This is a genomic window from Pseudomonas japonica (assembly GCF_013522925.1).
Taxonomy (GTDB): domain Bacteria; phylum Pseudomonadota; class Gammaproteobacteria; order Pseudomonadales; family Pseudomonadaceae; genus Aquipseudomonas; species Aquipseudomonas japonica_A.
The window spans coordinates 452,674-467,561 of record NZ_JAAMQU010000002.1 but is presented as its reverse complement, the minus strand read 5'-3'; the positions used below and the strand labels follow the sequence as shown (position 1 = coordinate 467,561).

15 protein-coding genes are annotated in these 14,888 nt (G+C 63.5%); 6 read left to right on the top strand and 9 right to left on the bottom strand.

The genetic code is table 11. From position 1 onward, the window contains the following. Positions 1 to 40: 40 nt before the first annotated feature. Positions 41 to 817, bottom strand: coding sequence for an ABC transporter substrate-binding protein (locus tag G7016_RS04865; RefSeq protein WP_181111701.1), 777 nt, complete (start codon positions 815 to 817; stop codon positions 41 to 43). Positions 818 to 1,241: 424 nt separating this feature from the next. Next, entirely contained in the window at positions 1,242 to 3,197 is a 1,956-nt protein-coding gene (gene acs, locus G7016_RS04860) for an acetate--CoA ligase (protein WP_181111700.1), read from the bottom strand. A 367-nt stretch (positions 3,198 to 3,564) separates the two neighbouring features. Here acs and G7016_RS04855 point away from each other — a divergent pair, with 367 nt between their 5' ends. Beyond that, complete coding sequence (locus G7016_RS04855) at positions 3,565 to 3,777, top strand: DUF2790 domain-containing protein (protein WP_375139250.1); 213 nt, start codon at positions 3,565 to 3,567, stop codon at positions 3,775 to 3,777. A 205-nt stretch (positions 3,778 to 3,982) separates the two neighbouring features. On the opposite strand, the gene G7016_RS04850 is transcribed toward G7016_RS04855, so the two are convergent. The 7 genes from G7016_RS04850 to G7016_RS04820 all read right to left on the bottom strand — a co-directional run bounded on the left by G7016_RS04850 (position 3,983) and on the right by G7016_RS04820 (position 11,184). Continuing rightward, the gene (locus tag G7016_RS04850) at positions 3,983 to 5,185 is read right to left on the bottom strand and encodes an MFS transporter (RefSeq protein ID WP_181111698.1); all 1,203 of its coding nucleotides are present in this window, start codon (positions 5,183 to 5,185) and stop codon (positions 3,983 to 3,985) included. A 114-nt stretch (positions 5,186 to 5,299) separates the two neighbouring features. Then, positions 5,300 to 6,679, bottom strand: a complete 1,380-nt coding sequence (locus G7016_RS04845; RefSeq protein ID WP_181111697.1) for an amino acid permease — start codon at positions 6,677 to 6,679, stop codon at positions 5,300 to 5,302. 116 nt (positions 6,680 to 6,795) lie between these two features. Then, positions 6,796 to 7,926 carry a 23S rRNA pseudouridine(2605) synthase RluB gene (gene rluB, locus G7016_RS04840; RefSeq protein WP_181111696.1) on the bottom strand — a complete coding sequence of 377 codons (1,131 nt, stop codon included), beginning with the start codon at positions 7,924 to 7,926 and terminating at the stop codon, positions 6,796 to 6,798. A 115-nt stretch (positions 7,927 to 8,041) separates the two neighbouring features. Beyond that, a complete protein-coding gene (gene scpB / locus G7016_RS04835) occupies positions 8,042 to 8,839 on the bottom strand; it encodes an SMC-Scp complex subunit ScpB (RefSeq protein WP_181111695.1) in 798 nt (265 codons plus the stop codon). A 20-nt stretch (positions 8,840 to 8,859) separates the two neighbouring features. Then, on the bottom strand, positions 8,860 to 9,558 hold the full coding sequence (locus tag G7016_RS04830) for a segregation and condensation protein A (protein ID WP_181111778.1): 699 nt from the start codon (positions 9,556 to 9,558) through the stop codon (positions 8,860 to 8,862). Between the two features lie 125 nt (positions 9,559 to 9,683). Continuing rightward, a complete protein-coding gene (locus G7016_RS04825) occupies positions 9,684 to 10,313 on the bottom strand; it encodes an L-threonylcarbamoyladenylate synthase (RefSeq protein WP_181111694.1) in 630 nt (209 codons plus the stop codon). Between the two features lies 1 nt (position 10,314). Further along, positions 10,315 to 11,184, bottom strand: coding sequence for a PHP domain-containing protein (locus tag G7016_RS04820; protein ID WP_181111693.1), 870 nt, complete (start codon positions 11,182 to 11,184; stop codon positions 10,315 to 10,317). 65 nt (positions 11,185 to 11,249) lie between these two features. On the opposite strand from G7016_RS04820, the gene G7016_RS04815 reads away from it, so the two are divergent. The 5 genes from G7016_RS04815 (at position 11,250) to G7016_RS04795 (ending at position 14,800) form a co-directional block, all read left to right on the top strand. Next, positions 11,250 to 11,840, top strand: coding sequence for a septation protein A (locus G7016_RS04815; RefSeq protein ID WP_181111692.1), 591 nt, complete (start codon positions 11,250 to 11,252; stop codon positions 11,838 to 11,840). A 1-nt stretch (position 11,841) separates the two neighbouring features. Continuing rightward, positions 11,842 to 12,147, top strand: a complete 306-nt coding sequence (locus tag G7016_RS04810; protein ID WP_181111691.1) for a YciI family protein — start codon at positions 11,842 to 11,844, stop codon at positions 12,145 to 12,147. Positions 12,148 to 12,153: 6 nt separating this feature from the next. Beyond that, on the top strand, positions 12,154 to 12,831 hold the full coding sequence (locus tag G7016_RS04805; protein WP_181111690.1) for a response regulator transcription factor: 678 nt from the start codon (positions 12,154 to 12,156) through the stop codon (positions 12,829 to 12,831). 128 nt (positions 12,832 to 12,959) lie between these two features. After that, positions 12,960 to 13,403, top strand: a complete 444-nt coding sequence (locus G7016_RS04800) for a Spy/CpxP family protein refolding chaperone (protein WP_181111689.1) — start codon at positions 12,960 to 12,962, stop codon at positions 13,401 to 13,403. A 62-nt stretch (positions 13,404 to 13,465) separates the two neighbouring features. Further along, positions 13,466 to 14,800, top strand: a complete 1,335-nt coding sequence (locus G7016_RS04795; protein WP_181111688.1) for a sensor histidine kinase — start codon at positions 13,466 to 13,468, stop codon at positions 14,798 to 14,800. Positions 14,801 to 14,888: the final 88 nt, after the last annotated feature.

Below are 14,888 nucleotides of genomic sequence, written 5' to 3'. Positions count from 1 at the left end.
AGCGGGGCCGCGAACGGCCCTGCGAGGGGACACAGCCGAGTTATTGGCCGTAGATATCGAAGTTGAAATACTTGTCCTGAATCTTTTTATACTCGCCGTTGGCGCGAATTGCCGTGATCGCCGCGTTCAGCTTGTCCAGGTTGGCCTTGTCGCCCTTGCGCACGGCAATGCCTACACCGTCGCCGAAGTAGTTCACGTCAGTGAAGGCCGGGCCGGCGAAGGCGAAGCCTTTGCCCGAATCGGTCTTCAGGAAGCCGTCCTGCAGCAAGGTGGCGTCGGCCAGGGTACCGTCGAGGCGGCCAGCGGCCAGGTCGAGGTAGATTTCGTTCTGCGAGCCGTAGGGTTTCACTTCCACGCCCTTGGGCGCCAGCACTTCGCGGGCGAAGCGTTCATGGATCGAGCCACGCTGCACGCCGATGTTCTTGCCTTTGAGCGCGCTCAGGGAGTCGTCCAGCGCAAAGCCTTCCTTCATCACCAGGCGAGCCGGGGTGAGGTAGTAGCGGTTAGTGAAGTCCACGGATTTCTTGCGGTCTTCGGTGATGGACATGGACGACAGGATGGCGTCGATCTTGCGCACTTTGAGCGCCGGGATCAGGCCGTCGAACTCTTGCTCCACCCATACACACTTGACCTTCATCTCGGCGCACAGGGCATTGCCGATGTCGTAGTCGAAGCCAACGATGCTGCCGTCGGGTGCTTTGGAGGCGAAGGGCGGGTAAGCGGCTTCGATACCAATCTTCATCGGCTTGTCTTCCGCTGCGGCGGCGAAGGACAACACGGACAGCGCCAGGGCACCAAAGAGTGCAAGCTTCTTCATGGGTGAACTCCATCGGGGGTAACACACGACAGCCGGGCAGGCGTGTTACCAGGATCAATCGCGCCTCCAAAGCGGAAGCGAGTGGGGGCATTCTAGCGGCGTGCGGGGATGGGAAATTTCTGCAATGCGACAACATATTACAGAACGAACGAATACCGGCAGCCAGCCTATTGACAAGGCGGCCCGGTATTGATCAAGCGCGAGAGTTCAAACTAGAACTTACTGCAAGTTTCCTGCCCTTTCCAACGGGGCCGCATGCTAGAGCGATCGGGATGTTGATCCCGGTTCATGCGACCGCCAACCGCTCCGTAAACTGTTCCTTACGGTTTCAGCGGGCGCATTATCCGGTAACACCGCTTGGGTTTCCACACAGCAAAAGCCCCGCCGAAGCGGGGCTCGATAAACGGCCTTGGATCCTGAGGGGTCAGGCCGCCGACATTTGCCGGTGGGTGTCGATCAGGTGCTGCACCACGCCAGGGTCGGCCAGGGTGGAAATATCGCCCAACGCCCCGTATTCAGCGGTCGCGATCTTGCGCAGAATACGCCGCATGATCTTGCCGGAGCGGGTTTTGGGTAACCCCGGCGCCCACTGAATCACATCGGGTGAAGCGATAGGGCCGATTTCCTTGCGCACCCAGTTTTTCAGCTCCTGGCGAAGCGCTTCGCTGGGCTGCTCGCCGGCGTTGAGGGTTACGTACACGTAGATGCCCTGCCCCTTGATGTCGTGTGGCACGCCCACCACAGCCGCCTCGGCCACCTTGGGGTGCGCGACCATGGCGCTTTCGATTTCCGCGGTGCCCATGCGGTGGCCGCTCACGTTGAGCACATCGTCCACGCGGCCGGTGATCCAGTAGTAGCCGTCCTCGTCGCGGCGGGCGCCGTCGCCGGTGAAGTACATGCCTCGGAAGGTTTTGAAGTAAGTATCCACAAAGCGGTCATGGTCGCCGTACAGCGAACGCGCCTGGCCTGGCCAGGAATCGAGGATCACCAGGTTGCCTTCGGCCGCGCCTTCGATGAGGTTGCCCAGGTTGTCCACCAGGGCCGGGATCACCCCGAAGAACGGCTTGGTCGCCGAGCCTGGCTTGAGGCCGATGGCGCCAGGCAGCGGGCTGATCAACACGCCACCGGTTTCGGTCTGCCACCAGGTATCGACGATCGGGCAGCGCTCCTTGCCCACTGTCTTGTAGTACCAGTTCCAGGCCTCGGGGTTGATCGGCTCTCCCACCGAGCCCAGCAGGCGCAGGCTGGAGCCATCCGCGCCCTCCACGGCGGCGGTGCCTTCAGCCATCATGGCGCGAATGGCCGTGGGTGCGGTGTAAAGAATGTTCACCTTGTGCTTGTCGATGATCTTCGACACGCGGGTGATGTCCGGGTAGTTGGGCACGCCCTCGAACAACAACGTAGTGGCACCGTTGGCCAGCGGGCCGTACACGATGTAGCTGTGGCCGGTCACCCAGCCTACGTCGGCCGTGCACCAGTAGATTTCGCCCGGCTTGTAGTCGAACACGCGCTCATGGGTGAGTGCCGCGTACAGCAGGTAACCCGCGCTGGTGTGCAACACACCCTTTGGCTTGCCGGTGGAGCCCGAGGTGTAGAGGATGAACAATGCTTCCTCGGCGCCCATTTCCTTCGGCGCACAGGTGCTCGAAGCCACTTCCAGCAGCGCGTGGTACCAGATGTCGCGGTGGCGGTTCCACTCGATCTCGCCACCGGTGCGCTTGCACACGATCACCTTCTGCACGCTACTGGTTTCCGGGTTGGTCAGCGCCCGGTCCACGTTGGCCTTGAGCGAGGTTTTCTTGCCGCCCCGCACGCCTTCGTCCGCCGTGATCACCACCTTGGACTTGCAGTCGATGATGCGCCCGGCCAAGGCTTCCGGCGAAAAGCCACCGAATACCACCGAATGGATGGCGCCGATACGGGCGCAGGCCAGCATGGCTACCACCGCTTCAGGGATCATCGGCATGTAGAGGGTGACCACGTCGCCCCGGTGCACGTCTTGGCCGCGCAGGGCGTTGGCGAACTTGCACACCTCTTCGTGAAGCTCACGGTAGGTGATGGTGCGGCTGTCGGCCGGGTCGTCCCCTTCCCAGATGATCGCAGCCTGGTCGCCACGGGTTTCCAGGTGGCGGTCAAGGCAGTTGTAGGCCACGTTCAGCGTGCCGTCGGCGAACCACTTGATGTCCACGCGATGGTCGTCGAAGGAGGTCTGCTTCACCTTGTCGAAGGGTTTGATCCAGTCCAGACGCTGGGCTTGCTCGCGCCAGAAGCCGTCGGGGTTCACCACGGACTGCTGGTACATGGCCTTGTAGGTTGCCTCGTCGGTGAGGGTGTTTTCCTTCACTTCGGGGCGAACGGGGTACAGGGAAGCCGCACTCATCTTTACTTTCCTCGGGGGCAATCATTGTTCTTGTATGGTTGCGTTGTACGTGAACCCACGGCCAGGCAACCATTCGACGATGGTAGTAATAGTCGCGGTGCAGCACTGCCTGAGGCAGCGCAATTGTTACGTATTCCGATAATACTGTTTATCAAAAGCCAGCCTGTTACCGCCGTCAAGGCCGCGCCTAGAATGCGCCCCGCCAGCAATGGCAACGCACTGAACAGCCCCCACGAAGGCCTGCTTCCAAACGCTCCCTGAACGCCAGCCCGCGCCCCGAAAAACGGTCGCGCGGGCACGTTCGACCGTAAAAAGGTAAACCGCAATGAAACGCTTGATGTTCGCACTCTCCGCCTGCGCCCTGCCCATGGCAATCGTGGCGGCGTTGCCCGCCGCGGCGGATGAACTTCCTGTAGAACACTATAGCTATTCCATGCCCCTGGACATCGCCCGGGTAGTGTCCATGGAGTCGATACCCAACGTGTGCCGGGTGGTGCCGCTGCACATGCTGTACGAGGACAGCAAGGGCCAACGCCACTTGCTCGAATATGAAGTGATGGGCAGCGGCTGCGTGGATTGACGCGACGCTCAAGGCGCCGCGCCTGGGGCTGCGATGACCGTGGGCGGGGCCGCTGTATAGGGGAAAGGAGCGCCTTGGTTATTGGAACATCAATTCGATCGCGCCTTGAAAGGCTGCATCAATGTCGTCCGGCACCAAGTACGCCCCTAAGACTGTGAGAACCAACTCCAATGCGCTCATGCCGACCTGCGCTGCCGAACGGATGTTACAACGGCTCGTCCGGATGCCGCGGCGCGTTCAAGCTTTGCTTGTACAGCCGCAGGCTGAGCAGCAGGCCGGCTGCGGCGGCAATGGCCGCAACGAGGAAAATCGAGGCGAAGCCGAAGCCTGACGCCACGGCACCGGCCACCGGGCCGGTAAGGCCAAGGGACAGGTCGACGAACAGCGAATAGGCGCCTACCGCAGCGCCACGGCTTGAGGCGGGTACCAGGTTGACCGCTTCCACGCCCAGCGCCGGGAACACCAGCGAGAAGCCGAAGCCGCTCAGCGCCGCCCCCGCCATCGCCCACTCCATGCTGGGTGCCAGCCACAGCATCAGCAAGCCCAGCGACTCTACCCCCAGGCAAGCGATCGCCACCCGGAAGCCGCCCAGGCGGTTGATCATGCCCCCGAACAACAGCCGCGCGAAGATGAAACAGGCGCCGAACAACGAGAGGCACAGCGCGGCGTTGCCCCACTGATTGGATGCGTAATACAGCGTGATGAAGGTGGCAATGGTGCCGAAGCCAATGCCGCCCAAGGCCAGCCCGCAGCCATGCGGGAATACCCGCCCCAGCACATGAATGAACGGCAAGCGCTCGCCGCTGACGATAGGCGCGGCCAACTTCGGCGACGCCAGGGCCACGCCCAGGGCGGACAACAGCAGCACCGCCACGCCCATGCTCCATAGCCCCAGCTGCCCTACCAGCCACACCCCGCCCGGCGCGCCGATGGCCAGCGCACCGTAACTGGCAATGCCGTTCCAGGAGATGACCTTGGCGGTGTGGGCAGCGCCCACCCGGCCGATGCCCCACCCGATAGCGCCGGACCCCACCAGGCTTTCGGCCGACCCCAGCACGATACGGCCAACGAACAGGCAGGCCAGGCTGAGCCCCGGCAGCGCCTGCAACCACGCCGCCAGCAGCATGAACACACCACTGAGCCCACAGCCGAACAGCCCGTAGATCACCGCCTGCTTGCTGCCGCGGTTATCGATGATGCGGCTGGCATAGGGCCGGCTGAGCAAGGTGGCCAGGTACTGCACACTGATCACCAGGCCGGCCAGTACCGCACCGAACCCCAGGGTGGTATGCACGAAGCCCGGCAACACAGCCAGCGGAATGCCGATGTTCAGGTAGCCGATAAAGGTGAACATTACTATGGAAACAACCTGAAGCGTGACCGCCAGGGGGTGCGGTGTAAAAGCCATGAGTGCGCCGTGTGAGTGATCGAAGATAGGGATTCTAGCGCAGACGCAGAGTACCTGTTCCCGGGTTTCCCCGCAGGGCTCCTCCCCGGCCCCACATAGTGCCGGGGAAGGTATTCAGCGCCGCGATTTCAACCGGTACAACCCCAGCGACACCAGCACCCATACCGGGATCATCATCACCGGCACGTGCATGCCCATGGCCCACATCACGCCGAGAATCAGCACCACGAAGGCCAGGCAGAGGTAATTGCCAGCCGGGTACCACACCGCCTTGAACAGGGGCCGCTGGCCCTGGCGATCAAGGTGCTGGCGGAAGCGCAGATGAGACCAACTGATCATCGCCCAGTTGATTACCAGCGTGGCCACCACCAGCGCCATCAGTACTTCCAGGGCATCGTGGGGCATGAGGTAGTTCAGCAGCACGGTAACCGCAGTGACTGCCGCCGAGGCCAGGATCGCCAGCACGGGTACGCCGCGGCGGTCGATCCGGGCCAGCACTGCGGGTGCATCGCCCTGCTCCGCCATGCCTACCAGCATGCGCCCGTTGCAATAGGCGCCGCTGTTGTACACCGACACCGCAGCGGTAAGCACCACGAAGTTGAGCACATGAGCGGCCGTGCCACTGCCCAACATGGCGAACACTTGCACGAAGGGGCTGGCGCTATAGGCATCGCCGGCGCTGCCCAGGGTACCGAGCAGGCTGTCCCAGGGAATCAACGACAACAGCACGACCAAAGCACCGACGTAGAAGATCAGGATGCGCCAGATCACCTGGTTGATGGCCTTGGGGATGACCTCCCGTGGCCGGTCTGCTTCCGCGGCAGTGAAGCCGAGCATTTCCAGGCCACCGAACGAGAACATGATCAGCGCCAGCGCCATCACCAGGCCGTGTATGCCGTTAGGGAAGAACCCACCGTGCTCCCATAGGTTTGCCACGCTCGCCTGGGGCCCGCCATGGCCAGAAACCAGCAACCAGCTACCCAGGCCGATCATGCCTACCACCGCCGCGACCTTGATGATCGCAAAGCAAAACTCGGCCTCGCCGAACACCCGTACGTTCGCCAGGTTGACCAGCGTTACCAGAGCGAAGAAGCCGGCCGCAGATGCCCAGGTAGGGATCTCCGGCCACCAGTATTGGATGTACTTGCCCACCGCTGTGAGCTCGGACATGCCCACCAGGGTGTACAGCAGCCAGCAGTTCCAGCCGGATAGAAAGCCTGCGAAGCCGCCCCAGTAGCGATGGGCGAAATGGCTGAACGAACCCGCTACCGGTTCTTCCACGATCATCTCGCCGAGCTGACGCATGATGAGGAATGCGATAAACCCGCACAGGGCGTAGCCAAGGATCATCGACGGGCCGGCAGACTTCAGCACACCAGCGGATCCCAGGAACAGGCCAGTGCCGATGGCACCACCGAGGGCAATGAGTTGGATATGGCGGTTCTTCAGGCCACGCTTGAGGGCGCCTGAATCGGAGGGGTGGGAAGCGGTCAAAAGCGGTCACCTTGAATAATCAGCACTGCGCTTTCCCGCTGGCAACGATCGGCGGGGAAGAATGACGAGAAACGGGGGTAAAGCGAACCGCCCGGGGCTACCCGGGCGGCAGGGGCTTAACGCTTTGGCGAACCTTTGGGTGCGCCGGTGGAGCGGCCGCTTGGCTTGCCGCCCGGGCGCCCGCTCGGGGAACCCGCAGGCTTGCCGTCTGGCTTGCCGTCCGGCGAGCGACGATTGCCGCCGCGCACTTCGCTCGGGCGCTCGGCCACCACGGTGCCACGGTTGGCGGCAGGGCGTGGCTTCTGCTCGTCGCGACCCTTGCGTGGGGCGCGCTCTTCGCTGCCTTCCAGCGCGGGGCGAACTTGCCGCACGCGCTCGTTACGGCCCAGCGGGCGAGCCGACTTGCGCTGCATACGCTCGAGTTTTTCTTTCGCCTTGGCGGTTTGCACCGGCATGGCAACGGGCTTGAGGCCCACTTCGCCAGCCAGAATGTCCACCTCGTGCTGGCCCAGTTCGCGCCAGCGGCCCATGGGCAGGTCCGAGTTGAGGAACACCGGGCCGAAACGCACGCGCTTCAGGCGGCTGACCACCAGCCCCTGGGACTCCCACAAGCGGCGAACTTCGCGGTTACGCCCTTCCATCACCACGCAGTGGTACCAGTGGTTGAAGCCTTCGCCGCCAGGTGCTTGCTGGATGTCAGTGAACTTGGCCGGGCCGTCTTCGAGCACCACACCTTCCTTGAGGCGGGCGATCATGTCGTCGTCCACTTCGCCGCGCACACGCACCGCGTATTCGCGGTCCATCTCGTAGGACGGGTGCATCAGGCGGTTGGCCAGCTCACCGTCGGTGGTGAACATCAGCAGGCCGGTGGTGTTGATGTCCAGGCGACCGATGTTGATCCAGCGACCTTCGCGCGGGCGCGGCAGGCGATCGAATACGGTCGGGCGGCCTTCGGGGTCGTCGCGGGTGCAGATCTCGCCGTCAGGCTTGTTGTAGATGATCACGCGGCGGACCGTTTCGGACGCCTCTTCGCGCTTGATCAGCTTGCCATCCACACTGATGGCGTCGTGCAGGTCGACGCGCTGGCCGAGGGTGGCCACCTTGCCGTTGACCTTGATGCGGCCTTCGCCGATCCAGGCCTCTACGTCACGACGCGAGCCTACGCCGATACGCGCAAGGACCTTCTGGAGTTTTTCACCTGCTGGGGGCAACGGAGCCTGGGCTTCGTCGAGTTCGTGTTCATTCATGGTTGGCACCTCCCGGTGGGTTGACGACACGGCGGCTTTCGCCGAAAAGGGCGCGCATCATACGCCCAAAGCCGACGCGGCGCACCCGTTTGGGGGGAAGTATTCGACCAGCGCGTCAGCGCGGTTCAGCTTCCTCGTTGCTGTCGGACGGTTCGGAAGCCAGCTCCTGGTCGAGCTCGGGCTCTGGCACGCGCAGGTCGTCGAAGTCGGTTTTCAGGCCCGCCTCCAGGGTGTCCAGCTCCAGCAGCAGGCTGCGGAAGCTGGTCTCTTCCGCCGGCGGCGCGGCTTCGGCATCCTCTGGCTCGGCGCTGGCATCGGCCATGGCCTGCAGGTGCGCAGGCACAGGCAGGTCTTCCTCGTCCAGCAAAGGCCGCGGCTCCAGTTCGCGAAGGTCGGCCAACGGCGGCAGTTCGTCCAGGTTCTTGAGGTTGAAGTGGTCCAGAAACGCCTTGGTGGTGGCGAACATCGCCGGCCGGCCAGGCACCTCGCGGTGGCCCACCACGCGAATCCACTCTCGCTCCAACAGCGTTTTCACGATGTTACTGTTGACGGCCACGCCGCGAACGTCCTCGATTTCCCCCCGGGTGATCGGCTGGCGGTAGGCGATCAGTGCCAAGGTTTCGAGCAACGCGCGGGAATACCGCTGCGGCCGCTCTTCCCACAATCGGCCTACCCAGGGGGCATAACGCTCGCGGATCTGCAAACGGTAGCCGGAGGCGACCTCTACCAATTCGAAGGCACGGTTGTCACAGGACTTTCGCAACAGGTCCAGGGCCTTGCGAAACACCGTGGGCCCCGGGCGCTCGGCCTCTTCAAACAGTTCGTAAAGGCGGTCCAGGCTTTGCGGCTTGCCAGAGGCGAGCAGAAAGGCTTCGAGCAGGGAGGCCAGCTCGCGGGGTTCATTCAGATTCATGGGGGCTCAGGTCGCTGCGTTCATTCCCCGCGCATCCGGACATGGATGGCGGCAAAAGGCTCATTCTGCACCAGCTCGATCAAAGATTCCTTCACCAGTTCCAGAATAGCCATGAAGGTGACCACCACGCCCAACTTGCCCTCATGGGCCGCGAACAGGTCGATGAACGGCACGAAAGCACCGCCCTTGAGCTTTTCCAGCACTTCGCTCATGCGCTCGCGGGTAGACAGCGCTTCGCGGCTCACCTGATGGCTTTCGAACAGGTCGTTGCGGCGCATCACCTCGGCCATCGCCAGCAGAACTTCCTCCAGCGCCACTTCCGGCAGCAGGCGTCGGGCCTTGGCCTGAGGTGCGTCCAGCTGGGGCACGATGATTTCCCGGCCCACACGGGGCATGCCATCGATGCCCTCCGCTGCGGCCTTGAAGCGTTCGTACTCCTGCAAGCGGCGAATCAGTTCGGCGCGAGGGTCGCCCTCCTCCTCCTGCACCTCGGCGGAACGCGGCAACAGCATGCGGGACTTGATTTCGGCCAGCATGGCGGCCATCACCAGGTATTCGGCGGCCAGCTCCAGCCGGATCGTCTTCATCAGCTCCACGTACGTCATGTACTGGCGGGTGATTTCCGCCACGGGAATATCGAGGACGTCGATGTTCTGCTTGCGGATCAGGTACAGCAGCAGGTCGAGCGGGCCTTCGAAGGCTTCGAGGAACACTTCCAGCGCATCGGGCGGGATGTACAGGTCTTGCGGCACCTCGGTGAAGGCTTCGCCATAGACCAGCGCCAGCTGCAACTGGCCCCCGGCTTCGGCCTCGAGGTCAGCGGCCACCGGGTCAACGATTTCGGTCATGCACCCGCCTGGAACGGCGCCGGGTCGCCACAGCCCACCCGTACTACATGAGGATCGTCGCCGGAAAGGTCCACCACGGTGGAGGCCGAACCGCCTCCCGGGCCGCCGTCGATGATCAGGTCCACGTGATGCTCCAGCCGCTCACGCATTTCATAGGGGTCGCTCAGTGGCTCGGCATCGCCAGGCAGGATGAGGCTCACGCTCATCAGTGGTTCGCCGAGCGCTTCGAGCAGGGCCTGGGCGATGGGGTGCTCGGGCACGCGCAGGCCGATGGTACGGCGCTTGGGGTGCAGCAGCAGCCGCGGCACTTCGCGGGTGGCGCTCAGGATGAAGGTATAAGGCCCCGGGGTATGCGCTTTCAACAAGCGGAACGCGGCGGTGTCTACCTTGGCGAACAGGCCCAGTTGCGACAGGTCGCAACACAACAGGGTGAAGTTGTGCCGGTCGTCCAGCTGACGCAGGCGGCGCACCCGTTCAATGGCGGACTTTTCACCGATCCGGCAACCGATCGCGTAGGACGAATCGGTAGGGTAAACCACCACGCCCCCTGCGCGAATGATGTCCACTGCCTGCTTGATGAGGCGTGTTTGCGGCGTTTGCGGGTGAATCTGAAAGAACTGGCTCACTTCATATCCCTGATGGTAGGCATGCACGCTCATCGCCAAAACGCTCCCACAGCAACGGCAGGTCTTGCGGAAGCGCGCGGTAGCTGCCGATTTCGCCCCAGTTGCCCGGCCCGTGGAAATCGCTACCGGCACTCGCCAGCAAGCTGAATTCTCGGGCCAGGATGGCCAAGGTACCCGTTTGCTCGTCTGCCTGTTGGCCATTGACCACTTCCAGGGCCTGACCACCGGCGTTCTGGTAGTCGGTCACCAGGCGGCGACGCTTGCTTCGGTTGAAATCATAGTGCATCGGATGAGCCAGGCTTACCCAGCTGCCCGCCCGGCGCAGCGTGGTTACGGTCTGCTCGAGCGTGGGCCAGTGCTGCTTCACGTCGCCAATCTTGCCGGCACCCAGCCATTTGCGAAACGCCGTTTGCCGGTCCGGCACGTGGCCCTGCTGCACGAGAAAGTCGGCAAAGTGCGGCCTGGCCGGCGCGTTGCGGCTGTCACCCAAGGCTGCCTGAATGGCTCGCGCCCCTTCCAACGCGCCGGGCATGCCCTTGGCGGCCAGCCGGCGGTCGATTTCCTCGGCACGCTGCCAGCGCCCGGTGTGCAAGGCCTCCAACGCTTCGTTCAGGTCCGGGGCGTCGAGCGGGAAGCCGTAACCGAGCACATGAATAGTGGCGCCGCCCCAGGTGCAGGACATTTCCACCCCGCTTACCCATCGCATCCCCAGTGCTGCCGCCGTGTCCCGGGCTTCGGCCAGCCCATCCACCGTGTCATGGTCGGTGAGGGCAAGCAGCTCCACGCCGCGCTCATGGGCGCGCGCCACCACGCTGGCCGGGGCCAGGGCGCCGTCGGAGGCCGTACTATGGCAGTGCAGGTCAACATTCATGGCGGCGCTTTCGAGTTCAAGAAGGTTTGCTATTATGCCGCCACATTCCGCGCCTGGCTGCCACCGTGAAACAACTGATCGACTTTATCCCGCTGTTACTGTTCTTCATTGTTTATAAAACCGAGCCCCGCACGCTGGACCTGGCCGGTCACAGCTTTGCCTTCGGTGGTATTTTCAGTGCGACCGCGTTCCTGATCGGCAGTTCGCTGGTGGTCTATGGCCTGCTGTTCATTCGCCAGCGGCGGCTGGAGAAAAGCCAGTGGCTGACCTTGCTGGCCTGCCTGCTGTTCGGCGGCATGACCCTGGCGTTCCACAGCGAAACCTTCCTCAAGTGGAAGGCGCCGGTGGTCAACTGGCTGTTCGCGCTGGCGTTCCTGGGTAGCCATTTTATCGGCGACCGCGTGCTTATCCAGCGCATCATGGGCCATGCCCTGAACCTGCCCGCTGCGGTCTGGAACCGCCTGAACGTGGCCTGGATCATCTTCTTCTTGATCTGCGGGGCAGCCAACCTGTTCGTGGCCTTCACCTTCGAGCGCTTCTGGGTGGACTTCAAGGTGTTCGGCAGCCTGGGCATGACCTTGCTGTTCCTGTTGGGCCAGGGCGTATACCTGTCGCGTCATCTGCACGATCACGAACCTTCCAAAACCGAGGACTGACATGCTCTACGCAATCAACGCTACCGATGTCGCCGGCTCGCTGGCCCAGCGCCTCGCCGCTCGCCCTGCCCACCTCGAACGGCTTCATGCCTTGCAGGCGGAGGGCAGGCTGGTTCTGGCCGGGCCTTATCCTGCCATCGACAGCAGCGACCCAGGCAGCGCCGGTTTCTCGGGTAGCCTGATCGTGGCCGAGTTTGCCTCGCTCGACGCTGCACGTGAATGGGCCGAAGCCGATCCCTACAAGGCTGCCGGCGTGTACGAAAGCGTGGTGGTCAAGCCGTTCAAGCAAGTCTTCCCAAGCGCCTGATCGACGATGAGCGAACTGCTGCTGATCGACGACGATGTGGAACTGTGCGAACTGCTGAGCAGCTGGCTGAGCCACGAGGGTTTTCAAGTGCGCGCCTGTCACGACGGCCAGAGCGCCCGCCGCGCGCTCGCCGAGTCGGCGCCCTCGGCGGTAGTGCTCGATGTGATGCTGCCAGATGGCAGCGGGCTGGAGCTGCTCAAGCAGCTTCGCGCCGAGCATGCCGAATTGCCGGTGGTGATGCTGTCGGCGAGGGGCGAGCCGCTGGACCGCATCCTTGGCCTGGAACTGGGCGCGGACGACTACGTGGCCAAGCCCTGCGACCCGAGGGAGCTGACAGCACGTTTACGCGCGGTGTTGCGGCGCAGCCATCCAACGGCCAGTACCAGCCAGATCGAAGTCGGGGACCTGACGTTCAGCCCGGCGAGGGGTGTAGCCAGCATTGACCAGCACGATATATCCCTCACGCTATCGGAAAGCCGCATCCTCGAAGCCCTGCTACGGCAGGCGGGCGAGCCGCTGGACAAGCAGGAGCTTGCGCAACTGGCGCTGGGCCGCAAACTCACGCTTTACGATCGCAGCCTGGACATGCACGTGAGCAACCTGCGCAAGAAAATCGGCCCCCATCCCGATGGCCGCCCGCGGATCGTTGCGCTGCGCAGCCGCGGTTATTTCTACGCCGAGTGAAGAGGCCTGTAACATTCCCCTTACCTGTGTTTACCAAGTCTTTACCTGGTGCTGACTGCCCTTGACGCTGCTCTGCGTAGACTGAACTCATCCGGTAAACGACCGGCGACGAGACAAGGAGCTTCACCATGCGCAAGACTTTGACTGCCCTGCTGTTCGCGGCCACCCTTCCAACCCTGGCCATGGCGGCCCCCGAAGGCCCGGCGCACGGTCCGGACATGGGCCCAGGCGCTGGCCCTGGCATGATGCATCACCGTGGCCCGGGCCCACTCGAAGGGCTGGACCTGAGCCGTGAACAGCGCCAGCAGGTTGGCAAGCTGATGGGCGAGCAGATGAAACAACGCCGCGAAATCACCGAAACCTACCTGGACAAACTCCCCGCTGCCGAGAAAAAGGCCATGCACGACGCCTTGGCGGCCAGCGAAGCCAAGACCCGTAGCGACATTCGCGCAGTGCTCAAGCCAGAGCAACAGAAAGAGTTCGATGAGATGAACAAGAAGCGCGATGAGCGCCGCGCGGAGTGGGCCGAGTTCCAGGCCTGGAAAGCGCAGAAAGACAAAAAGGCTCAATAAGCCGCTACCTACCGAACCCGGCCCATGGCCGGGTTTTGTCTATCCCGTGAAGAGGTGCTCCGTTGCGTTCATTGTTCTGGCGAATCCTGGCGAGCTTCTGGCTCGCGATCACCCTGGTCGCGGGCTTGTCGGTGCTGATGGGGCATGTGCTCAACCAGGATGCGTGGATCCTCAGCCGGCACCCTGCCCTCAAGCACTTTTCCCAGGAATGGGCGCAACGCTATGAAGCACAGGGCGCGGACGCCGCCGAGGCGCTGCTTGAGGATCACAAACGGCAATTCCATGTGGACACCCAAGTGCTCAACGAGGCCGGAGAAGCCGTGGTTCCCGGAACCTTCCCGCGCCGGGCGCAAGCGTTCGAAGACCGCCAGAGCCAGGATGATCGCAAGCTGCCCTGGCGCCGATTGACCACGGAATACACCAGCCCGGCCAGTGGCGACACCTACCTGTTCATTTACCGCATTCCTCATCCTGAACTCGATGCCTGGCACCGCGACAGCCTGTTCTGGCCGATCGGCGCGCTGAGCATCGCGTTGGTAGTACTCACGTTATTCAGCCTGCTGGTCACGCTCTCCATTACCCGGCCGTTGCAGCGCTTGCGCGGAGCAGTGCATGACCTCGGCCAGGCGACCTATCAGCAGCACAGCCTCGCGAGGCTGGCCGCTCGCCGTGACGAATTCGGCGTGCTGGCCAACGACTTCAATCGCATGGGCGCCCGCTTGCAAAGCCTGATCGGTAGCCAGCGGCAGTTGCTGCGCGACGTGTCGCATGAATTACGCTCGCCGCTGGCTCGCCTGCGCATCGCTTTGGCGCTGGCCGAACGGGCCGAGCCAGCGGAACGCGAACGGCTATGGCCACGCCTCACGTTGGAGTGCGACCGGTTGGAGGCCTTGATCAGTGAAATCCTGGTACTGGCGCGGGTAGACGCCGAGCAAACCAGCGCCGAAGCGGTTGCATTGGAGCCTTTGCTGGAGAGCATCGTGCACGATGCCAGGCTGAGCGCGCCAGAGCAGGTGGTAGAACTGAACGTCACCCCGGGGTTGGAACTACGCGGCTGGCCAACCCTGATCGAGCGCGCCACCGACAACCTGCTGCGCAATGCGCTGCGCTTCAACCCCAGCGGGCAGCCGATCGCGGTAAGCGCGGCGGCCACGGACGCCGGTGTGACCATCAGTGTTCGCGATCACGGCCCGGGGTGCCCGCCGGAGCACCTGGCCCAATTGGGCGAGCCCTTCTACCGCGCCCCTGGCCAGGCAGCGCCCGGCCACGGCCTGGGCCTGGCCATCGCTCGCCGTGCAGCAGAGCGCCATGGCGGCAGGCTGCTATTGGACAACCACCCCGAGGGCGGCTTTATCGCGCGGCTTGAGCTGCCCTTGGCGCCACCTTCCGCGGCGTAGGCGTGGGGCACTACCTTTGTAGACCGCCCTTATTCGCGAGCTCCGCCCGCTTCCTACAAATTCTGGCGTACACCTGTAGGAAGCGGGG